Source organism: Bifidobacterium sp. B4081 (genome assembly GCF_026537335.1).
Classification (GTDB): domain Bacteria; phylum Actinomycetota; class Actinomycetes; order Actinomycetales; family Bifidobacteriaceae; genus Bombiscardovia.
Window position 1 is genome coordinate 284772 of sequence record NZ_JAFNMM010000001.1, and the last position, 23073, is coordinate 307844.

A 23073-nucleotide genomic window follows, 5' to 3' on the forward strand; every position below is an offset into this window, starting at 1 on the left:
TTTCTTACCAAGGAGATAAGAAGCGTCTCATATTTCAGAGTAAAAACAATCCAATATCAGACGCAATCTGGGGAACAGCACATAAAGTGGCAAGTTTATTGTGCTGCTGCTTCAGGTGCTGCTGCTGTTTTTGGACCTATTGCGTATGTTCAAATTCGTTGTAGAGAAAGGGCGAAATGAGCAGTTTAACAGGTAGTGGTTCGGGCGGCCTGAGTTCATCCCATAAGCACACTTCTGTGGCTGCCTTTACCGATTTATGAGGTTGCAAGGTCTTCGAACTATGACAGGGTGATTTGCTACGAGGCCAATAAGGGAATACTCGGACCCATGGATATTGCCGGGTTTGAACAAGTGTTGGGTCTGGGCTATGATTTGGTCGACCTGCAGGAGTTTGGTCGGTAGCTAGCCATGTCAGGCACGCGCATGCTCAGTTTGTTCTCGACGCGAAAGCGGCGGCAGGGTGAGCCGAGAGCATTGATCAAGGATGACACAGCGGCGCACTAGGCATGCGCTGGGCCGGTAATAAGTGGAATCGGTGCTCAAGCCTGGCCTCAGGCACTGGGGTTTGAGCCATCACTCTATGAGTTGGATGACTGCTCCTAGAGCTGGGCGGATATTCCTGACGATAGTAGAGGTTGACCGAGTGTCCGCTTGAGTTCCTCTCTGGCAGCCAAGCTTCATGATTTCTTGCCTCTAACCGGTGGTCAGGTCAATCGAGTGCAGTTGTGCTGGCACATCGCTCTCAGTCATGCTGGACCGGTAGCTTCGGCTGTTGTGCTTCCGTGCAGGCGCGTCTGGAATGAGGTTAAGGCATCAGCTGTTTGGATGAATTCCTGGCTAGTTCGTTGGGCTGTCCAAAACAGCAGTTCGGCAGATGGGACGATGTTGGAAGTCGTATCGGTTGCCAATGGTCTCAAGAGCGGTCAGCAGCGTGCATTACAGGCGTTTTTCAGGCGAGCGACCAAGGTTTCGGTGTAGACTGACTGCACGTTGCCTCTTCTTGAGGTGTGCTCCCCTCATTGTAGGGGGATGGCCCCTTGTGTCATTAGGATTCTATGTGTTCCCTGGATACTCAGGGTAACTATAATAACTTGTGTCATTAAGAAACTATATATTTTGTAAAAAATGGACAAGAATTATTTCTCTGTGCTATACTCAAAACGAACTTACAACGATGTTACTCATTAGACGAAACCGTTGGGCTGAGAACGAGGGGACAATGAGTGGAGCGATACCAGCAGACTTGGATCTTGACACTAAAACCATATCCCTGTGGGGCAAGACAAATCTGCTCAATGAGGATGACTGGCTGCCGGTCTTCGCGCATCTAAGTGATTCCTCTGCAGTGGCTAGGCACCTTTGGCGTGACTGGGTGCCCATAGGCACCCAAGAGATAATCGTCCGTGATGTTGGCGATTCAGAGTTGGCTCGCAAAGTCTGCATGTTCATTACTGGTGTCCATGACATCGGTAAAGCTACCCCGGTTTTCCAAAGCAAGCCGCTGACGCATGCGCCGGGCATGCAGGGCCTCTCCTTGCAGTGGAAGCCCAGACAGGCTGGTCTGCGATTTCCTGATGTTCCACTTACGGATACGAGTTATCCTACCCATCCCATAGCGGGCCAGCGGATTCTGGAGTCTTATCTGACACAGGTGCGGCATTGGAGCAGGCCAGTGGCCGAATCCTATGCCTGCGTCGTCGGTGGACATCATGGTCAGCCTCCTACGCGCCAGGCTCTGTGCAAGTCCGATGTTGATGTGCGGCTGGGAACGGCGCAGGGCTATGAGGACTGGGTCGAAATCCAGCGCGAACTGATCGAATTCATCGTCAAGGAGTGCGGACTTAATGATGATGACTTCTCTCAGCTAAGTGAAGTGCGGCTGAACATATACGCGGAATCGGTGTTGGAAGGGCTTGTCATTATGGCTGACTGGATCGCCAGCAACAGCGATGATGCCCTGTTCCCTCTGGTGCCGCTCAACCCTCCGAGCTACGACGAAGAGACCTGGGATCGGATGAATTCGATACGTACTCGGGCAGGTCTCAAGACCCGCCAGGAGCGCGGATGGCATAACCTTGGCCTGCCTCCAAAGTGGCAGCCGGACCACGAGCATATCAGCATAGGGGAGCGCTTCGCCACTAGGTTCGATCTGCCGACGGGTGCCAATCCGAGACCGGTTCAGGTGCAGGCCGTACATTTGGCAGAAACGATTCAAGACCCTGGCATTATGGTCATCGAGGCGCCGATGGGCGAGGGCAAGACCGAAGCAGCCCTAGCCTGTGCGGAAATTCTGGCGGAACGTACAGGCAGGGGGGGTGTCTGTGTAGCTTTACCAACAATGGCCACCACCGATGCCATGTTCTCGCGCTGCAAGAGCTGGATCGATAGATTGCCTCAGCCTCAGGGACGCTCAGAGAAATCCACCTCTCTCAGACATGGCAAAGCTGCTCTCAACAGAAAGTTCATGTCAATGATGGCTTCAGCCAGAAGTTCGGCCACATCATCAGTCTTCGACGAAGATGCCCCGCAGGGATTTGGAGCCAAAAAGGGAGCCTATCCAGAAGCCGTGGCCAACGACTGGCTGAGAGGCAGAAAGAAAGGAGTGTTGGCTAACTTCCTGATCTGCACTATCGATCAGGTGCTCATGGCCGCTTTGCAGATGAAACACGTCAGTCTGCGGCAATTGGCTCTAGCCAACAAAGTTGTCATCATCGATGAATGCCATGCTTATGACACCTACATGCGTGAATATCTCAAGCGGACCTTGGAATGGCTGGGAGGATTCCACAACCCAGTCATTCTTCTGTCGGCAACCCTGCCTGCATCGTTGCGACGTGAGCTGGTGGACGCTTATGTTAAAGGGTATGCCTCGGTGCTCGGCCGATCAGGCAGCCAGACGGAGCAGTCCCCTGAAGTTGCACCGCGTTGTTTTGCAAGCATGGAGGCATTTGCTGATCGTTACTCCAAGCCGCACATTGATACGACTTCTGCCCCTTTACAGCCAGGTGACAAGCAGCCCTCTAATGAGGAGAAGGACTCTGACGATCTGCATGCTTATCCGCTGATTACTTACACGTCTGGAACGACCTGCCGGACTAGCTCGGTGCAGCCCTCGGGTCGTGCGGTGGACATCGATTGTCATGTCATCGACGACGATCTTGAGCAACTGTCAGACTTGTTGCAAGATCGTCTGGCTGGAGGTGGCTGCGCCGCTGTGATCTGCGACACCGTAGACCGTGCCCAGCAAACTGCTGCAGCTTTGACCGATGTATTTGGCCCGGATCAGATCAGACTGACGCATTCTCGCTTCATCGACCGGGACCGTATGGACAACGAACAAGAACTCCGAGAACGCCTTGGTCCGGATGCAACCCTTGCCAATGGAGGACGTCCTCACCGGCTGATTGTTGTGGGCACGCAGGTTCTGGAGCAGTCCCTGGATATCGACTTCGACCTTATGGTCACCGATATAGCACCAGTCGATCTTCTGTTACAGCGCATGGGTCGTCTGCATCGCCATCGCCGTGGACAAGGCGAGAACGACCGTCCAGCTGGTCTGCGGAAAGCCTTCTGCTATCTGCGGGGCATAGCCTCCTGGAACACAGATGGTCCGGTATTTCCTGACTATGTAGACAGCGTCTATCCGCCGGCATCCCTGCTTGAAGCCCTTGCTGTGCTTTGCCTGCAAGGAGACGGCGCCCACCGCTTGCTGCAGCTTCCTGATGACATCGCTTCGCTGGTCCGCACGGCTTATGACTCTGATGCAGTTGTACAGCTGATACCTAAAGCCTGGCAAGAACGGTATCGGCTGGATGCACACAAACGTGCCGAAAAGGATGCGGAAGAGATTGACAAGGCCCAAGTCTATTTGATGAAAGATTCGGCCCGTCTGCTGCGCCAGTCAAACACATTGGTGGACCTATTTACCAGCACTGTGGACGCCAGGTCGGAAGCCAAAGCCAGGCAGGCCGTCAGAGATACTCATGATTCGGTAGAGGTGATGCTTCTACGCCGGTGTGGTGATGAGTATGCGCTTCTGCCCTGGATCGGAGGCGACACAGTACCTTGCGGGGCTCCTGTGCCCGTCAAAACTGTACCTGAGAACCGGTTGGCACAAGTGGTGTTGCGTTGCGCGATAAATCTGCCGGATCGGATCTGTCATGACATTGATGCTCTGGTCAATGAACTGGAGATCCGAGCAGACGACTGTGTCGATGCCTGGCATCAATCTCCTTGGTTGGATGGCTGTTTGCCTTTGGTCTTGGATGAGGAGAAATCCGAGCCGAATCCCCCGAGATTCGTTGCCACTGTACATGGTTTTCGTATTGGATACACCCGTGAGGACGGGTTGACCTGCGTGAAGGCAGATAAGGATGAACGCGCTGACTGTGCAGCATCTCGCTAGTTATATGCATTTTCACTTGTGAAGCGTGTCATGTGTCGCAACCATAAACAATTAATCAAACAGGAAGGACGATAACAATGAATGATAATGAAGCGACCGGCGGAGGTCGGCCGTCGTTCAATCTCTTGGAGCAGCCCTGGATCAGGGTTACATATTTGGAAGGGCGTGTCGGCCTGGTCTCCCTGCGTGACCTTTTGGTTGAGGCCCATCGAATCCGTGAGATTTCCAGTGATATGCCTCAGCAAACCTTGCCCCTCCTGAGGACCGCCGAAGCCATACTCTACCAGGCATATGCTCAGCGGTATCAATCCATGATCGGGGATGATAATCCGACGGCCTTGCTGCAGCTATGGTGGACGCTTTGGCAGGCTGGGCAGTTCGACCCTGAAGTAATTGACGATTACTTTGAGCGCTATCACGACAGGTTCGATTTGTTCGACCCTGATCATCCCTTTTATCAGACGCCAGGATTGACCTACTCGTCAGATGATAAAGAGTATGACAGCATTGGCGAGCTTCAGGCCGACGTGCCTAAGCCCAAGAAGTTTCTCTTCTCCATGCGCGCCAAGAACGACCTGGACTCGCTTACTCTGCCTGAGGCAGCTCGATGGCTGGTCTTCCTCCAGGCCTATGACCCTGCAGGCATCAAATCACCGGTGGATGGAGAGACCCATGTGCGAAACAATAAGGTGTATCCGCCCAGGTCCAAGGTAGGAACTGGCTGGTTAGGCGCTCTGGGCAACGTGTATCTGGAACGGGACAACCTGTTCGCCACCTTGATGCTCAACTGGTGCTTGATCAATCCCCGAGGCCATGGGGATAATGATATCTGGTTCGGCAAGCCTGGTGATCTGGCGCCCTGGGAACGTGAACCAGCCAGCCCTGACATGAATCCTGAATATCGCCCCACCGGCGTTGTGGACATGCTCACTCTGCAATCGCGCAGGGTGAGGTTGATACCCAATGATTCAGGTTCCCGCGTGGTCGGCGTCATCGTCTGCTATGGCGATGTCATCAGCGCTGACAACATGGACGCTTATGAGCCTATGACAGCCTGGCGTTACGGCAGCGAGAACCTGCGGAAGAAACTGGGTCTGCCGACGGCTCCTCGTATGCCAGTCACGTTCACTTCTGACAAGGCCATCTGGCGGCAGCTGCAGCCTTTGATCAGCGCGGGAAGCAACGGTGCCGGTCAGACTGACGACACCCGTCCTGGTGTTATTCGGTGGGTTGAGACTCTATTGAATTGGAGCCAGAATGATGCCGGGTCCGGAAAAGTGATGCAGATGGCTCGCATCCATACTCAGAGCATGATCTATGGTCCGCAGAACAGTTTCTTCTCGGATGCTATTGATGATTCGCTCGATGCAAACCTTCAACTGCTTCATTTGGATGCCGCCGCCGTGGATGTGGTGGTTCAAGTTGTTGAGCGTACTGAGGATTCCGTCAAGGCACTGGACTCCATGGTTGTCCAGTTGAACCAATCCGCAGGCGACAAAGCGCAGAAGGACCGCTTCTATGCAGCAGTAGCCCGCGTCAAGGAACGTGCATATGCTTCCCTGGATCAGCTGTTCAGACAGCGGATTGCGGAGTTCGGTCCTTCAGAAGACATCGAACGCTACCGGAATGACTGGTTCCAGGCTATTCATCGGGATCTGATCGGCATAGCTGGTGAGTACCGCGATCAGTCTCCGGCGCCGTCTTTCCTGCCCAAGGCCAATGGCTCCCGATCTTCTGAGCAGATCTTCGATAGATTCCTAAGCCAATTGAATAAATATCTAGGTCCACTTCCCTTGCGCGAGGACGAGACCGCAAATAAAAAGGAGGTTCAATGATGACTGCAGCGACCATGACCAACAATCATGTCTTGTCAGTCGACGACCGCGAACAGGCCGTCGGGCGGTATGCCAACTACCGGATCGGGAAATTGCAGTACGCCTACACGGTTCAGGCCAGCAGCGTGGCCAGGGCTCATCTGGCTCTGCTGCGCCGAGGCATTGACGATGGCAGGGTGCGATGGATGAATGTCGGGTTTGATCTATACGAGGATTGGCCACAGGATACCCTGGGAAACCCAGCCCTCGACAACGACCCCAATATCGTCACTGAAACATGGGCTATTGCCGCTGCCTTGCAGATGTATGCGCTTCATCAGCAGTCGAAATCTCAAAGCATGGCTTGGATGCCTGATCATAAGGGCACAGGGAATGGCGCCGAGGCTAAGCAGCAGGCGCGATTCGAGCGCTTCTGCTACAGTTTCGGCCATGCATGCCGCATGATTGACGCCGATCAGGACGGTTCCAAGGCCACCCCGGTTCTTCGAAGGCTACAAATCATGGAGGATGCTCCTGACTTCGACGGCATCCGACATCAGCTGTATTCGCTGATAAAGATGATGAGAAATCAGGATGTGAAGCTGGACTATCAGGCTTTCGCCCAGGATCTTTATCTGCTGCAGCTGCCTGGTAGGAGGGCCTCTGTCTTTCACCGTTGGGCTCGGCAGTATTACGCCGTACACAAGGCCGTGGAGGCGAAGGAGGGTGAGAAGGCCAATAGAACAGCTAAGGTCTAGCAGAACGGTCGATGATGACAGGTCATCTCGAATGGTTCGTCATCTAGCAGATACACATACACAAGATCACCAATTGTTTTAAAAATAAATATTAAGGAGAATAGCCATGTTTATGGATATTTACGCAGTTCAGAACGTCCCTCCGAGCAACATCAATCGTGACGAGACAGGCAATCCCAAGACCGCTCAGTATGGCGGTGTCTTGCGCTCGCGTGTCTCCAGCCAGGCCTGGAAGCGAGCCATGCGCGAGACTTTCAAATCTTTGTTGGACGAGAAGCAGTTGGGGGTACGGACGAAGAATGCAGTCGAGCTGATCGTGAAGGCTATGGTCGATCAACGACCCGAGTCAGCAGATCAGGCTGAAAGCTACGCCTCCTTGGTTTTGCAGTCTACGGGCGTCAAGGTCGTCGCTTCCACTCGTGCAGGGGCTGCCAGTGGCAAGCCAGTCACTCAGTATCTGATCTTTATCGGCAACGCCGAGATCGGGAAGCTGGCTACTATCGCTCTGGAATGGATGGATCAGGGAAAGGATCTGGCGAAGGCTCCGGATTCGGCTATGAAGAAGGAGGTGTCGGCGGTCTTTCACAACGAGCAGGCGGTAGATATTGCCCTGTTTGGCCGTATGCTGGCAGATGCCCCTGACCTGAATACGGATGCCAGCGCTCAGGTGGCTCACGCTATCTCTGTGGATGCCATTAAGCCTGAGTACGACTATTTCACCGCCGCTGATGACTTCACGGAAGCAGACAACGCCGGTGCCGCTATGATCGATTCTGTCGGCTTCAACTCATCCACACTGTATCGCTACGCAACCGTGAACTTGGATGCTCTGCAGGAGCAGATCGGCAATACGGAGGCCACCGCGAGAGTAGCTTCGGTCTTCGTGGAAGCCTTCATCAGGTCCATGCCGACCGGCAAACAGAATTCCTACGCCAACCGGACTCTTCCCGAAACCTGCATCGTGGCCTTCCGTGGCAGCCAGCCCATTAATGCTGTGGAGGCCTTCGAACGTCCGGTTGTGGCTGAGCATGAACAGCCTATCTCGCAGGTCGCTGGCCGTAAGCTGGTTGAGGAGTTGCGCAGAATTCAGGATGCCTATGATGAGCGGCCCGTGCGTGCTTGGGCGATCAGCACGGATTTGTCGGAGCAGGACTTGGCACCGGTGGCTGAGTCCGTCGGTCTCAAGGATTTGACCAGCAAGGTAGATGCTGAGACTATGCATGTGCTGGGTCAGCAGGAGCAGTCATGAGCGTATTGCTGTTGCGATTGTCTGGGCCTTTGCAGTCCTGGGGGAGCTCCTCGCGTTTTACAATTCGCACCACACAACGGGAGCCCACCAAGAGCGCGGTGATTGGTCTGCTTGCTTCGGCGCAAGGGCGTCAACGCGGTGACGACATCGAGGACCTGCTGCATCTAGGCTTTGGTGTCCGCATCGATCAACCGGGCATCTTGGTCAATGACATGCAAACAGAGCATGGCGCCAATGTCAAAGCCATGCCATTGACCACACGGTACTACTTATCCGATGCCAAGTTCCTGGTGGCTTTAGGCGCTGATTCTGGGCTTCTGGAAGGTCTGGACCAGGCTCTGCGTCATCCCCGGTGGCCATTATATTTGGGTCGCCGGGCTTGCCCGCCGGATTACCCTGTCTCGCTTGGTTTGGTTCAGCAGGACTGTGTGGATCAGGCTCTGCGCACCCATCCCTGGATGGCTGCTTCTTGGTATAAGAGGCGCCATCAGGGCTGCCGACTCGAGGTGGTCTGTGATGCGGACTGCGCCAAGGACGAAGACAAACGGATTGTCTCTTCTCAGGCAGATGTTCCGTTGAGTTTCGGTGCAGCTCGCAGATATGCGGTCAGAACGGTTAGCCGATACAGAATTCCTAATCCGGATGGTCCTGGCCCTGACAAGCAGCGGGCTAAAGCCGTTCCGGACCATGATCCGATGTCGTTCTTTTAGGAGGCAGGCATGTATATATCCAGAATGCCGTTGAATGCTGTGCGGTATGCGGCTAAGCAACTGATAGCCTCGCCTTACCGTCTTCATGCCGCCGTCGAGAAGTCCTTTCCGCCGGATGCAGTACGCAGTGGCGATGGGGGACGCATCTTGTGGCGATTGGATTTCTCTCGTAATGGAGATTCGACCTGGCTGTATGTGGTTAGTCCCGAGCGTCCTGACTTCACACATATCGTCGAGCAGGCCGGTTGGCCGACCCGCGCCGAGTGGGAGGTGAAGGATTACGAACCCTTGATCACTCATATAGCCAAGGGACAGGAGTGGGCCTTCAGGCTTCGGGCGAATCCTGCCAGACAGGTCTATATGGACAAGGGGCGACGGTCCGATCATGCAGTAGTCGGCAAGGTGATGGGCCATGTCACTGCGGATTATCAGCTGTCTTGGCTGGAGAAGCGTAGTGAACGCAACGGGTTTGTCCTTCTGGGCAGCTCGGATGAGAGTCATGGGCCGGCCTGTGTTGTTTCAGAGCGCCGCAAGGAGCAGTTCGACCACGGAGGTAGCAAGGTCACCTTGATTACAGCCCAGTTCGATGGACAGCTCCGGGTAACCGATGCGCAAGCTTTCCAACGTTGCCTACGGCAGGGCATCGGCAGGGCCAAGAGCTTCGGCTGCGGATTGCTGACGGTGGCTCCGATCCGATGACTAGGGATCAGTCCATGGGGTCTGCCGTGAGAACCGAGGTTCCCGGCAGTCCCCCTCCTGAATTGGGTGAATTGGTGCGGGCCGAGGATAGACTCTCCTTTGCCTATTTCGAGCACTGCGTTATCAGCCGCGAGGCCAATGCCATCGCGGTCACCAGAGATACCGGGACTATACGGCTGCCTGCTGCCAATCTAGGTGTGCTCATGCTGGGTCCCGGCACCACCGTCAGTCATCAGGCCATGGTGGTTATTGGTGACAACGGTGCCAGTGTGGTATGGGTGGGGGAGCGCGGTGTAAGGATGTACGCGTTCGGCCGTCCTCTGACGCATTCGGCGGCTCTTCTGCAAAGGCAGGCGGCTCTGGTCTCCAACACCCGCAAGCGTTTGGCTGTGGCGAGGGCTATGTACCAGATGCGCTTCCTCAACGAAGATGTCAGTTCTTGTACCATGCAGCAGCTGCGTGGACGTGAAGGTGCCCGAGTTCGACAGGTCTACCATCACTGGTCGGAGCTGACTGGTGTCCCGTGGGACAAGCGAACCTATGATCATGAGGATTTCGATGCCGGCAACGAGATCAACAAGGCCTTGTCGGCTGCTCATACCTGCTTGTACGGAATCGCTCATTCGGTGATTGTGGCCCTTGGGTGTTCGCCAGGCCTGGGATTCGTTCATGTAGGCCATGAGCGCTCCTTTGTCTATGACGTGGCTGATCTGTACAAGGCTGAGATCTCGATTCCCGTAGCCTTTAAAACCGCTGCAAAGCAACCCGACGACATCGGGTCAGCGACGCGGCATGCCATGCGTGATGCTGTCTATGACCTTTCGCTCATGCGACGGATGGCTCGTGACATTCCAAGACTGCTTGGAGCGCCTGTCTCTTTGTCTTCTGATGAAGATGACGGGACCTTGGAGCTCTGGGATGAGAGGGTCGGCGGAGTCCCAGCTGGGAGATCCTATGCAGATGAAGAGAAGGGGATGAGCTGATGGTAGTCGTCGTTTTGACAGCATGCCCAGTCGGTCTGCGCGGGGATTTGACTCGATGGCTCCTAGAAATAGCATCCGGGGTTTTCGTGGGCCACGTCACCGCTAGAGTTCGGGATCGACTTTGGGAACGCATCACGGGGCAGATCCGAACTGGCAAGGCAATTATGGTCTATTCCGCCCGCAATGAGCAGCATCTGGGCTTCAAGGTGCATCGCTCGGATTGGGACCCAGTTGACTGTGAAGGATTGGCTCTTATGGAGAAGCCTGCTGATGGCGGCGACGGTAGATTTGCAGGTGGGGGAAACCGATACCGTCGGACTGGTTGGAGCAATGCCAGCAAGTACAGACGCGCGGCAAAGTTCAGACGTTCTCGTTCTGGCTGAATGCAACCGGGCCTGTACTTTTAAATGAGCTTTGCCGATGAGGGCCAAGCACTGGCTACTGTGTAGGTGCATGGCTAAGGAGCTGAGTGCGGATGGTCTAAATTGCAGTGGCTGAGACGGGAAAAAGAGGGGGGCGAAATGTAAACTGATTAAAAATCAGAGATCTTGTCTATCATATTGTTGGGATTGCAAGGATCTTTAAGTGTGCTCCCCGCATACGCGGGGATGATCCCAGACAGCACCGCTGCCAGACAGCGCACCACACGTGCTCCCCGCATACGCGGGGATGATCCCGAATACTGGAAGCTGACTGCTTATGATAGGCAGTGCTCCCCGCATACGCGGGGATGATCCTCATCACATAAGATATGCACCACACTATGAGAGGTGCTCCCCGCATACGCGGGGATGATCCTGCCGCATGGAATTTCGCTATAGGCGCAAGAGGGTGCTCCCCGCATACGCGGGGATGATCCTTTGCGACAATTACGGCTTTCCTCAACAAAATGGTGCTCCCCGCATACGCGGGGATGATCCCAAGTAACAATAAATATTGAAAGGTGGTTATCAGTGCTCCCCGCATACGCGGGGATGATCCTGTGAGCACCCAGTTCTGCATGATCCTCAGCATGTGCTCCCCGCATACGCGGGGATGATCCCTTAATGGCATTCCATGGTTTGATTATGTTAAAGTGCTCCCCGCATACGCGGGGATGATCCTTCCCTACAGTAGACAAGTCCCATGCCCGGGGTGTGCTCCCCGCATACGCGGGGATGATCCTAAAATTCACACCAGAACATTACAACAATAATGGTGCTCCCCGCATACGCGGGGATGATCCTACGGGCACCAAAGTGAGGAACTTGTACATGCTGTGCTCCCCGCATACGCGGGGATGATCCTTCATATACTTAAGGCGAACGGATGTTGAGCAGGTGCTCCCCGCATACGCGGGGATGATCCCATGCCGTATTTCAACCAACTTTACGAATCGACGTGCTCCCCGCATACGCGGGGATGATCCTGCGTACACGACTGAATTCACGATCATGCTGGAGTGCTCCCCGCATACGCGGGGATGATCCTCGTCTTCTGCCGTATGAATTGATGAAAACCGAGTGCTCCCCGCATACGCGGGGATGATCCTCCCCAGGGTATTCACGGCCCTCCACGTACCCTGTGCTCCCCGCATACGCGGGGATGATCCCCCAAAGCTGACCCGTAGAAGTCATGTAGGTATGTGCTCCCCGCATACGCGGGGATGATCCTCCTTGGGGCGCTTACGATCTCTTTGGGCCCTAGTGCTCCCCGCATACGCGGGGATGATCCCCCATGCTGACACCAAACCCATCAAGATCACCTGTGCTCCCCGCATACGCGGGGATGATCCTTTGACCGAATGCCGGGTCAAGTGGCAGGCGGGGTGCTCCCCGCATACGCGGGGATGATCCCAGACCGCACCACTGCCAGACAGCGCACCACACGTGCTCCCCGCATACGCGGGGATGATCCTCGAAAATTCTGACGGGTATTTTTACCTGACACGTGCTCCCCGCATACGCGGGGATGATCCTGCCCTTGCATTGATGCCTGCGGGTTAGGCTTCGTGCTCCCCGCATACGCGGGGATGATCCTATCTCGCACAGGATATCTACGGCACATACAAGGTGCTCCCCGCATACGCGGGGATGATCCTCACTACAACACTGCCAGTGCTTATCCAAGGCGGTGCTCCCCGCATACGCGGGGATGATCCTTCAACGGCCCCATATTCTCCCGCATTTGGCGAGTGCTCCCCGCATACGCGGGGATGATCCCCCGGTCACCCCGTCGCCCACACCCGCTCAGGGGTGCTCCCCGCATACGCGGGGATGATCCTCGCGTCGAAAATCTCACGATTGGACATGTCGGGTGCTCCCCGCATACGCGGGGATGATCCTTAATTCCAACCAGGCGATCATCAAGGACCCGGGTGCTCCCCGCATACGCGGGGATGATCCGGACGTGTCGCGTATGCTCATCTGCCATTGGAAGTGCTCCCCGCATACGCGGGGATGATCCCACCAAGTGAAGCTGCCGCACGGCCAATTCCACGTGCTCCCCGCATACGCGGGGATGATCCTCGACTTATATCGGTCTGCTGGTTAGCCAGGTCGTGCTCCCCGCATACGCGGGGATGATCCTGACGGAAATTCCCACGTGGAGTGGTATATCGGGTGCTCCCCGCATACGCGGGGATGATCCCAGATCACGCTCACGGAAGGTCACCGCCAGATAGTGCTCCCCGCATACGCGGGGATGATCCTGGCCGCTGCGGTTGCGATTGACTGATCAGCCAGTGCTCCCCGCATACGCGGGGATGATCCTCCACGCCAGTCCGACGGCGACTACCAGACGATGTGCTCCCCGCATACGCGGGGATGATCCCCACAATAATTTCGCCCCTGCTCCGGTCTCCCGGTGCTCCCCGCATACGCGGGGATGATCCCGGGAGTTTCGTCTCGTCTTTTGATACGACGACGTGCTCCCCGCATACGCGGGGATGATCCTTGCGGCCAATTATCGAACCAGACTGCTGATCTGTGCTCCCCGCATACGCGGGGATGATCCTTATGGTGTCATCCTGGAGTACTGAGCCGCCATGTGCTCCCCGCATACGCGGGGATGATCCCAGCACCACTGCCAGACAGCGCACCACACTGCAGTGCTCCCCGCATACGCGGGGATGATCCCCTCCAAGGCCCGGATCATAAGGTCTGGGCCTTGTGCTTCCCGCATACGCGGGGATGATCCTGGTTCACAAGGGGATGTAAGAAGTCCGTTAGAGTGCTCCCCGCATACGCGGGGATGATCCCTTTATCATGATGATGATTACGAATAGCTTTAAGTGCTCCCCGCATACGCGGGGATGATCCTGTTAATCCAGCTAGAATACTCGACCGCGTGGAGTGCTCCCCGCATACGCGGGGATGATCCGCACCGTCACCGCCTACTGGGAGGACATGAAGGGTGCTCCCCGCATACGCGGGGATGATCCTTCGCGGAAAATATACTCACGTTAGTGGTCTTGGTGCTCCCCGCATACGCGGGGATGATCCCTCTCACGCGGCCGCCAAGGCTCTGCGCGGCAGGTGCTCCCCGCATACGCGGGGATGATCCCTCCGCTGATACAAGCCTGGCAGTGGCTACGAGGTGCTCCCCGCATACGTGGGGATGATCCCAGCCAGCAGCCGGTGGAAATGGACCGGACCAGGTGCTCCCCGCATACGCGGGGATGATCCCGCGACTCCCAGCTCTGCGCTCTTCCCGTCCGAGTGCTCCCCGCATACGCGGGGATGATCCCCCTGCCCTGCTCATTATTGGTGTGGTGATTAGGTGCTCCCCGCATACGCGGGGATGATCCGGACCAGGCCATGGAGGCGGGCCTGCGCACCCTGTGCTCCCCGCATACGCGGGGATGATCCAAGTGCAGGCGAACATCGGTGGGAGTGCCGTCAGTGCTCCCCGCATACGCGGGGATGATCCTTCGAGGAAGTGAGCGACTTTTTCATCTACACGGTGCTCCCCGCATACGCGGGGATGATCCTTGAATGCCCCATTGACGGCTTTCGTGATACCGGTGCTCCCCGCATACGCGGGGATGATCCTTTGCCCACCCCGGACTATGACCAGATGTGGGAGTGCTCCCCGCATACGCGGGGATGATCCCTGGACGAACACCAGCATGATGACCACCGTCACGTGCTCCCCGCATACGCGGGGATGATCCCAGCCTCCGATCACCGTCGTTGCCGGCCTCCAGGTGCTCCCCGCATACGCGGGGATGATCCCGCATGCATATCCTCCTCTTGTGATTGGGCATGGTGCTCCCCGCATACGCGGGGATGATCCTCCCTGCCGAGCTGGTCGTCGTTTTCCGCCGCGGTGCTCCCCGCATACGCGGGGATGATCCGTATGCCAACGCGCCCATCGGCACCCAGCCGAAGTGCTCCCCGCATACGCGGGGATGATCCCAATCACCTGATATTTCCGTTTCCAAGCATACTGTGCTCCCCGCATACGCGGGGATGATCCATGTGGCCTTGGTATGATTTGTCCAAATATCAGGTGCTCCCCGCATACGCGGGGATGATCCCCCCCGGTAGTCAACCACGTTGTCTGCGAACACGTGCTCCCCGCATACGCGGGGATGATCCCATTTCAGCGAGGAGCACGCCGACGGTGAGCTTGTGCTCCCCGCATACGCGGGGATGATCCCTCGACAAGACAGACCCCATCTGGTAGCATCACGTGCTCCCCGCATACGCGGGGATGATCCCGCGGACAGCTCCCCCGTGCGGACCCGGGACGCGTGCTCCCCGCATACGCGGGGATGATCCTGACTGCGCCATAAGGCGATAGAAGGAAATGTCGTGCTCCCCGCATACGCGGGGATGATCCCCCGTAAATCAATACAGTCGCTGATAAAAGACAGTGCTCCCCGCATACGCGGGGATGATCCCTGGTGGTACGGGGATGCGGGCACCTGGGCCAAGTGCTCCCCGCATACGCGGGGATGATCCCCTATACCTGCGATCACGGTCGAGGGGGAAGCGGTGCTCCCCGCATACGCGGGGATGATCCGACGTATCACGAGCACATGGGGGAGAACATCAGGTGCTCCCCGCATACGCGGGGATGATCCTTCCGGGAAACGGTATCGATAGGCTTTGTTGCGGTGCTCCCCGCATACGCGGGGATGATCCCTGAAAATGAAGTTCAGTCAACTGAATCTGATTGTGCTCCCCGCATACGCGGGGATGATCCCCCCATCCGCAAGGCCACGGACACCATCACCCTGTGCTCCCCGCATACGCGGGGATGATCCCGCGAAAATCGCCCCTGCTCCGGGAGACCGGAGGTGCTCCCCGCATACGCGGGGATGATCCGCAGCCTCTTAACGCCGACTATCGGATCGTGGAGTGCTCCCCGCATACGCGGGGATGATCCTGGCTCCGGACTGCAATCCGGAGCCTTTTTTAGTGCTCCCCGCATACGCGGGGATGATCCCCGTAGAATCCCAGTATCCCAACACATCACTGAGTGCTCCCCGCATACGCGGGGATGATCCTTCACCCGAGGCGGAGGCTGACTTCTTCAATGCGTGCTCCCTGCATACGCGGGGATGATCCTGCGGACTCGCCCACGATCACGCTACCCGGACTGTGCTCCCCGCATACGCGGGGATGATCCTGCCCCGGTCGGGAACGCAGGAGCCTGCCTGCAGTGCTCCCCGCATACGCGGGGATGATCCCACGTACACTCTCACGCAGGAGACCGGCATTATGTGCTCCCCGCATACGCGGGGATGATCCTGCCCATGCTCACCACCATCCATGGAAGAAAAGGTGCTCCCCGCATACGCGGGGATGATCCTCTGCGGCACCTGCTGCGTTCGGCAACCACTAAGTGCTCCCCGCATACGCGGGGATGATCCCCTTGTCGAACTGACCCTTAGGAATGCCACCCAGTGCTCCCCGCATACGCGGGGATGATCCTGCACCACCACCACATCATCACAATGCAGATACGTGCTCCCCGCATACGCGGGGATGATCCGTCCTTATAGTGACGACGGATAGACTTTTCAGCGTGCTCCCCGCATACGCGGGGATGATCCTTTAGAGTTTTGGCCTGACTTTCGGGAAGCATGGTGCTCCCCGCATACGCGGGGATGATCCCCCTGCTCTACTTTTTGCGGCTGTCGTGCCATGGTGCTCCCCGCATACGCGGGGATGATCCCGTACAAGCGGTTTTTATGCGAGGTATTGGCTGGTGCTCCCCGCATACGCGGGGATGATCCCAGATTTTTGGATGATATAAATGGACTGATCGAGTGCTCCCCGCATACGCGGGGATGATCCAAGGAGACCCCCATGGGAATTGACAAGGCAGTCGGTGCTCCCCGCATACGCGGGGATGATCCTCCATACCAGGCATGTGGTGCATCACGAGCCGAGTGCTCCCCGCATACGCGGGGATGATCCCGACGGCGTAAAAGTCGGCGGCGGGGCGAACAGGTGCTCCCCGCATACGCGGGGATGATCCCCCGATCTGCTCCAGGCCCAGGCTCTCGTCCAGGTGCTCCCCGCATACGCGGGGATGATCCTTCTAATACAAAAAGAATTGAAGAAGTGAAGAGGTGCTCCCCGCATACGCGGGGATGATCCCGCTGCACACGAGGGCCTACCTCATGACGTCCAGTGCTCCCCGCATACGCGGGGATGATCCCATGGCGGCCGTCTCGCTCATGCGGTCAGGCGTGTGCTCCCCGCATACGCGGGGATGATCCTTTCCGAGGGCATAGGGATACAGTGAACGACCTGTGCTCCCCGCATACGCGGGGATGATCCTTGTGGGCTGGATCCTGTGGGGTGGAGGGCGGCGTGCTCCCCGCATACGCGGGGATGATCCTCCACGTCGCCCCACCGGGATGCGGCAGCCGTGGTGCTCCCCGCATACGCGGGGATGATCCTGTCGAATCCATCACCAAACCCGGCTTGGTCCAGTGCTCCCCGCATACGCGGGGATGATCCTGCGGCCTCGCCCACGATCACGCTACCCGGACTGTGCTCCCCGCATACGCGGGGATGATCCCACTCTGCATGGATGCGCATGGGTGTTCTATACGTGCTCCCCGCATACGCGGGGATGATCCCAGAGTCAGGCTTACGTGCGTCTACTGCATATCGTGCTCTTCACATCCGCAGCGATGATCTCAGCGCCGCTACCAGACAGTGCACCGCACTGTAGTGCTCCTCGCATCTGCGGGGATGATCCAGTGTACTAGGGTCTGGACCGCGCCAGCTTTCCATGCTCCATGCATTGGCAGAGATAATTCTAAGCCCCAGCGCTCACGGGAGATATAAGTGCTTCTCGCATTTGTGATGATAAATAATTCTTGATTTTCACCGTGCTTCCATTGTTCCTTCTTATTGGCATTCTGCACGCGTTCTGCTGGATGCTGCTTGTGTGCGATCGGCTTTGCGGTTGCCGTGGTTGTTTCTTTATGCCAGCGCTGTGAATGTGAAAAGACCAATGGGAACTTCCCGATGTTTATTAGGTACAGGTGGGTTGGTTGGTGCTCATGTGTTCAGATACTCCCTGAAGGGTTCAAGATCAATAAACTCGTGGTCGTTGGCCATCTTCCTTACTTGGGCTGGGGAAAGTCGCATCAGCTTGGGGTGACCGCATGCGGCGTCGAGCACGCTCTCAATGGCTGCCGGCGACTCACCTGCTGTGAGAGCATCCTCCGCGTCGTCCTCGCTGTATGTCCAGGCTTTGTCGGGCAACTGCCATCATGGCATCAAAGCTGATGTCAGTCATCCATGTCCTCCTTTCAGTGTCCCTGCCTGCTAGGCTATGCCTCCCGCATCTGAACGTGGTGACTCGTTGTCTGCGTTTCGCTGTGGTTCGGAACGCAGACCAAGATCCTTCGGTCTTGTCCTTTATATGCTGTTCGTGGCCATAGCTCAAATTTGTGAAGGCGCGAACTTCTGGCTGGGTTCTTTAAGGCGGAGAGTAGTAAGCTCGGATGACTTGTTCTTGGCATCGGGCTATCGAGTAGCGCCCTCAAATGTTTGAGAGCCTTCGTATCCATTGAGCTTTCCTTGCTGGCGGAAGTACACAGTTGACTGCAACCTCTTTCTTCCGACAAGCTGGCATCCTTGCAGCAGCACGGCATATTCAGTAGACTGGAATTAATATCCAGCCTTTCCGGTTTGTGTTGTATCGCCTGTACAGGTCAATATCAGAAACTCGAATAATCGAAGAGATTCATGCTTTGTAATCATAATAGGGCTAAAAACACTGGATGAATGATTAGCTGGGCCAGAACCTTACGTGCTGCAGGTATGCACAATGCGCAAAGGGGAGAGCCTCCCGAGCACTCATATTTTTTGATGATTATATGAATACCATCGACGGGGATCCGACCACAGAAAAACTGATGCCCCTGATCGAGGAGGCAGGACCTTTGGATATCAATGTGTTCTGTTAACCGATCTATTCAAGCTGGGATCCAGGTGAAGCGCGCGATATAGACAGAGCACTCGCCTTGAAGGAAGATGCGACTGCTGTGTTTGCTGGCAAAATTTTGCGGAGGCAGGCAGATTAACAGCAGGGAGCAAGAACAGGATGATGCGATTGTAAACAAGAATAAAGAAGGTATGAGAACGGACATCCATGGCAAATTGATAATTCGTGGATCCGTTCCCAAACCTCAGTGGTCGATGGTTCGTCTGTTCTTAGTTTTGGGGCTTTCTGAACAGGATTTGACTTTTCGATGCATGTGCATGTGTGTCTTAGTCGTCTAGTGATGAAAAACGAGCGGCAGGGGAATACGGCAACTGAAGCGGATGGTCAGCTGCATCAGGTCTATGCGATGACTTTTGCGTTTCTGGGCATGAGTGCGCTGCCCGGTATAAGCTGTAGGCGATGTGTTCACGAGTGGCGGACTTGGAGGTGTGGTCGCCGATGGAACAATTCGACGATACGAATGGTGCGGAATCCGCCAGAGGCGATGCAGCTGGTTCCGTAGCCGTGCCGACGCACACGGATGAAGCGACTGCTGTGAACAGGGTTTCGGCCCATCCTGAGGCCACTATTCCAGATTCGGAATACTCACTGGCTGAGATCGAGCAGCGCCGTGCCCGTCCGGTCCGCTGGGTCGTCTTCGCGCTGGCAGTCCTCTTGGCCATCGTCATTCCTTACGGATACGGTCGCGCGCTGGCCATCAACCACACCCAGGGCGTACTTCACTATGCCTCGGTCCTGGATCCGCGAGGCATAGCCCTGATTGCCTGGACGGTGACCGTGCTGACCTTTATGGGTATCGCCATGTCCATCATTGAGTCGTCCTCCTGGTTCTGGCGGGTGGTCTTCGTGCTGGGGCTAGCCGCAGAGCAGCTGATCGCCGGCCTCTGCCTGCTCAAGATGAATTTCTGGTACAGCACCTTCGTGGTCTACCAGCACCAGGCCATCCTGGCCAACGCGGCCAACCTGGGCATCATCGCGGCCGGACTGGGAGTGGCGGTCTTCGCCATCCTCTTTGTGGCTATCCTGGTCTGCGTCAAGAAGGATTCCCCCTGGAACGCGCTGACCCACAGCTGGTCGGCTCTGTCCATGTTCTTCATCATTGAACTGATTGCCATAGCCATTGTTCTCTTCGGTGGTCTCATCACCGCGGTTTGATTCGTAGGGTAGCTAATTCGTAAGAAATAGGTCGCTCGATATGCTGTCATCGACGAGTTGGGGTTTCAGGTTGGTTTTCGTCTGCCCACAGCAATAGACGTGGTTGTAAGACCACGATGCTATGCCCCACTGATTGCTGCAGAGCATTTGACCGTCGGGGATGAGTTGTTGTATGTGACTCTATTCTGCTAATTCCCGATCCAGGCAGTGGGCTATCCAACCACTGTAGAAGATGTCTATGGTGGATATGCTCAAGCCGATTCCTGCGAAAATGAGGATGGGCCAGTTCAGGTAGGTCTTGACCCATTCGGGAAGGGTGAAGAAGTCGTCAATGAAAGGGTAGGCCATCATCAGGACGAGTGCGGTGTAGGCGAGGACGTGGATGGAGTAGGGGATGGTGGTCCCGGTGGTGCATCGCATGCCGATCAGGTAGTTGTTGAAGGCAGTTTGGAGTTCGCGGCTGCTGGCCGGGGTCATGCGGTGTGGGGGGAATTGCCGGTGGGTGGCCCAGGCCCATGTGCCGATGCCGAGGGCGAGGCCCAGGAAGCAGCAGACGATCTCAGAGGTCAGTGGGGGCATGCCCAGGAGGACCTCACCGCCCTGGAGGGGACGGTGAGGTCTGGAGCGGTGCCATGCACGGGCTATTCTGAAGGCGACCAGGAGGATGGTGACGATCAGCGCGGTGACGTATATGGGGGCGGCGTAGTGTTGCCTGTTGTATTCCTTGGCTTCCGGGGTCCGGTAGCGCATGGGGGCTTTGAGGGGCTGTTTGCGGACGCGGTCCCAGTAGACGCGGGTGAACCGGTCGGGCAGGTAGCCGATGGCTTCGTAGCGCCACCATGCGGGGCGGCGGGCGCGCCAGTGCGGTGTCGGCCGTGTCCTGCGGCGGACGGGGTCCTCCCGCTGGTGGTTGTGGGCGAGGGCGCGGACCTGGCGGGCGCGCAGGAGCCTGGTGACGGGGTTGTCGGGCCCTTTCCAAACCAGGAGGTTGACCTGGTCCTGGGTGAAGGTGACTAGGTCAGGGTCGGGAGTGTGGCCGACGCCGACCTCGGGCAGGGGGATGTCGCCGCCGGGGACCACGCCGGGGCCGCAGGCGGCGCCGCCCACGGAGCAGATCCTGCCCGCGTACCATGGGCCGGTTGATCCGGTGGCCTGTTCGGGTGGCTGCACGTATTGGCCGACCAGGCGGACCACCAGCCCGTCCTCTCCCAGCCCGTCGAACAATCCGCTGCCCCTGCAGGCCCCCGATACGGTTGCGGGCCCGTCGGCCAGGACGACCAGCGATCCAAGGGGCAGGACCCGCCCGGGTCGGGGTCGGCCGATTCTGCCGCGCCGCCGCCACACGTGCCCCTGGTAGGTCGGCAGGCACAGGCCCCGCGCCAGGAGGTAGGGCGCCAGGACACGGTCCATCAGCCGCCTCGACCTCCACGCATTGAACGACACCACGGCAAACAACCAGACCAGTACCGCCCCGAAGAGCAGCAAACCGACCATCAAATACAACATGAAAATCCTTTTGTAAGCCTTAATTCTAAGAATTGCTTTCTCCGGCATTCACCAAACGTTATTCCGAATATGGTCCCATAAGCCATCGCCTTGGCCACGCTTGACATTATTGTCGTAAAAGCCGTTTCCAAATGCCGGTATTGCAACGCCAACTATTAAGCCAACTATCGCACCTGCTATTGTGCCGACTCCGGGGGCGAGGGCGGCACCGATAAGAGCGCCTATATAAGCGCCGGTTGCGGCTCCGCCAAACCCTCCCACTGTGGTGACAGCTCCATGAACAAGAGCATCTTGAGTTGCGGCATGCTCTCCATAGGCTTCTTTCCGATCAAAGTAAGTACCGGAAGCGTCAGCCACTCCGCCGACCAAGCTGCCAACCACGCTTATCGTTCCAGCTTTGGTTGCGGCTTTGCCGGCAACCTTGTATATATCTTCTGCTGTTTTAGATGCTGGTGCAATAAGATCACCGCCCTCAACGAGTCCACCGACAATAGGAGCATACCAATTCCCTGATAATCCTTCTCCAATGAGTCCTGCGGTCTTTAGCCCCTCAATCAGGGCTGGATCAGCTTTCATAAGTTCAGCTATTCTGCTCAGTGCTTCAAAACCGCCTGAGAGAACACTGCCGACCGTGAAAGAGCGGTTCAATGTGCTCAGTTGCATGGCCTTGGCGGTTGCTTCATCAACGCATCCGTCAAGGTCGTTTTTGGTTTTCCTGGCAGCGTCCTTGTATTGTTCCCTGGCCTGGCTGACTTCAAGCTTCAACCGATTGATTTCGGCATTGTCGTCGGCAATTTGCCCTTGGTAACGAGTTATGCTCTCGTTTGTCGAATCAATGATACCAAGCAGACGATTGGTCTCCCGCGACATGCTGTCCCCATTGGTTTGCCTGACTCTCTCCAGATTATCGCTGGTTCTTTTCAGTGACTGCTTCGCCTGGTTGATTTTCTTCCGATTCCTCGCAGTTGAGTCGCGAAGGTTCATTGCCTTTCGGCAATCTCTGTATGCGGTATCTTGGCTCGTGTCGACTGCAGACCCCCAGCTTCTTAATGCTTGGTCGATGCTCCCGTAGACCTCTGAAAGGCGTCCGGCAAACTGTGCCACTTGAGAAAGGGACTGTTGGAGCTGTTCTGCTGAATCGCCTTTGAAATCAGGTGCCTTTCCGCAAACGCTGGTTATGGAGTGACTCACTTCCTGGCAACGTTTACCGTTCTCGGAAAACTGCGAGGCCAGTGCGTCGATTGTGCTCTTCCCTCCTGGTACAGGGTTCTTTGATAGGTCTAGAGCCGACGAATCCAAATCTGAAGCGCCCATGATGCCGTATCCTTAAGTAG

12 protein-coding genes and 1 CRISPR repeat array are annotated in these 23073 nt (G+C 56.6%); of the genes, 9 read left to right on the top strand and 3 right to left on the bottom strand.

Annotated features, from left to right (window positions below):
- Positions 1 to 1219 precede the first annotated feature (1219 nt).
- From cas3 to cas2e, 8 genes are all read left to right on the top strand, one after another.
- Positions 1220 to 4405, top strand: coding sequence for a CRISPR-associated helicase Cas3' (gene cas3 / locus J3T92_RS01160; protein ID WP_267400214.1), 3186 nt, complete (start codon positions 1220 to 1222; stop codon positions 4403 to 4405).
- Positions 4406 to 4482: 77 nt separating this feature from the next.
- Positions 4483 to 6240, top strand: coding sequence for a type I-E CRISPR-associated protein Cse1/CasA (gene casA / locus J3T92_RS01165; protein WP_267399338.1), 1758 nt, complete (start codon positions 4483 to 4485; stop codon positions 6238 to 6240).
- Positions 6237 to 6977 carry a type I-E CRISPR-associated protein Cse2/CasB gene (casB, locus tag J3T92_RS01170; protein ID WP_267399339.1) on the top strand — a complete coding sequence of 247 codons (741 nt, stop codon included), beginning with the start codon at positions 6237 to 6239 and terminating at the stop codon, positions 6975 to 6977. The genes casA and casB overlap by 4 nt, the downstream gene beginning before the upstream one ends.
- Positions 6978 to 7083: 106 nt before the next feature.
- Positions 7084 to 8226: a type I-E CRISPR-associated protein Cas7/Cse4/CasC gene (cas7e, locus tag J3T92_RS01175; RefSeq protein WP_267399340.1), complete on the top strand. Its 1143-nt coding sequence runs from the start codon at positions 7084 to 7086 to the stop codon at positions 8224 to 8226.
- Complete coding sequence (gene cas5e, locus J3T92_RS01180) at positions 8223 to 8936, top strand: type I-E CRISPR-associated protein Cas5/CasD (RefSeq protein ID WP_267399341.1); 714 nt, start codon at positions 8223 to 8225, stop codon at positions 8934 to 8936. The genes cas7e and cas5e overlap by 4 nt, the downstream gene beginning before the upstream one ends.
- 9 nt (positions 8937 to 8945) lie before the next feature.
- On the top strand, positions 8946 to 9635 hold the full coding sequence (gene cas6e / locus J3T92_RS01185; protein ID WP_267399342.1) for a type I-E CRISPR-associated protein Cas6/Cse3/CasE: 690 nt from the start codon (positions 8946 to 8948) through the stop codon (positions 9633 to 9635).
- Positions 9636 to 9649: 14 nt separating this feature from the next.
- On the top strand, positions 9650 to 10618 hold the full coding sequence (gene cas1e, locus J3T92_RS01190) for a type I-E CRISPR-associated endonuclease Cas1e (protein WP_267399344.1): 969 nt from the start codon (positions 9650 to 9652) through the stop codon (positions 10616 to 10618).
- Positions 10618 to 11001, top strand: coding sequence for a type I-E CRISPR-associated endoribonuclease Cas2e (cas2e, locus tag J3T92_RS01195; protein WP_267399345.1), 384 nt, complete (start codon positions 10618 to 10620; stop codon positions 10999 to 11001). Before cas1e ends, cas2e begins: the two co-directional genes overlap by 1 nt.
- 204 nt (positions 11002 to 11205) lie before the next feature.
- Positions 11206 to 17699: direct repeats of the CRISPR family, unit length 28 nt; unit sequence GTGCTCCCCGCATACGCGGGGATGATCC.
- A gap of 427 nt (positions 17700 to 18126) precedes the next feature.
- Here cas2e and J3T92_RS01200 read toward each other — a convergent pair.
- On the bottom strand, positions 18127 to 18333 hold the full coding sequence (locus J3T92_RS01200; protein WP_267399347.1) for a hypothetical protein: 207 nt from the start codon (positions 18331 to 18333) through the stop codon (positions 18127 to 18129).
- Between the two features lie 1183 nt (positions 18334 to 19516).
- Between J3T92_RS01200 and J3T92_RS01205 the strand changes: the two genes are divergently transcribed.
- Positions 19517 to 20233 carry a hypothetical protein gene (locus J3T92_RS01205; protein WP_267399348.1) on the top strand — a complete coding sequence of 239 codons (717 nt, stop codon included), beginning with the start codon at positions 19517 to 19519 and terminating at the stop codon, positions 20231 to 20233.
- Positions 20234 to 20413: 180 nt separating this feature from the next.
- Here the strand turns inward: J3T92_RS01205 and J3T92_RS01210 are convergent, their stop codons facing one another.
- On the bottom strand, positions 20414 to 21739 hold the full coding sequence (locus J3T92_RS01210; protein ID WP_267399349.1) for a hypothetical protein: 1326 nt from the start codon (positions 21737 to 21739) through the stop codon (positions 20414 to 20416).
- Between the two features lie 48 nt (positions 21740 to 21787).
- Positions 21788 to 23053 (bottom strand): hypothetical protein, encoded by a 1266-nt coding sequence (locus tag J3T92_RS01215; protein ID WP_267399350.1) that lies wholly within the window; start codon positions 23051 to 23053, stop codon positions 21788 to 21790.
- Between the last annotated feature and the right edge of the window lie 20 nt (positions 23054 to 23073).

Bases quoted from the DNA above. Each gene is read 5' to 3' on its own strand.
- J3T92_RS01210 (WP_267399349.1), bottom strand. From the start codon at position 21,739: ATGTTGTATTTGATGGTCGGTTTGCTGCTCTTCGGGGCGGTACTGGTC.
- cas7e (WP_267399340.1), top strand. From the start codon at position 7,084: ATGTTTATGGATATTTACGCAGTTCAGAACGTCCCTCCGAGCAACATC.
- casA (WP_267399338.1), top strand. From the start codon at position 4,483: ATGAATGATAATGAAGCGACCGGCGGAGGTCGGCCGTCGTTCAATCTC.
- J3T92_RS01205 (WP_267399348.1), top strand. From the start codon at position 19,517: ATGGAACAATTCGACGATACGAATGGTGCGGAATCCGCCAGAGGCGAT.
- cas5e (WP_267399341.1), top strand. From the start codon at position 8,223: ATGAGCGTATTGCTGTTGCGATTGTCTGGGCCTTTGCAGTCCTGGGGG.
- J3T92_RS01215 (WP_267399350.1), bottom strand. From the start codon at position 23,053: ATGGGCGCTTCAGATTTGGATTCGTCGGCTCTAGACCTATCAAAGAAC.
- cas3 (WP_267400214.1), top strand. From the start codon at position 1,220: ATGAGTGGAGCGATACCAGCAGACTTGGATCTTGACACTAAAACCATA.
- casB (WP_267399339.1), top strand. From the start codon at position 6,237: ATGATGACTGCAGCGACCATGACCAACAATCATGTCTTGTCAGTCGAC.
- cas1e (WP_267399344.1), top strand. From the start codon at position 9,650: ATGGGGTCTGCCGTGAGAACCGAGGTTCCCGGCAGTCCCCCTCCTGAA.
- cas6e (WP_267399342.1), top strand. From the start codon at position 8,946: ATGTATATATCCAGAATGCCGTTGAATGCTGTGCGGTATGCGGCTAAG.
- cas2e (WP_267399345.1), top strand. From the start codon at position 10,618: ATGGTAGTCGTCGTTTTGACAGCATGCCCAGTCGGTCTGCGCGGGGAT.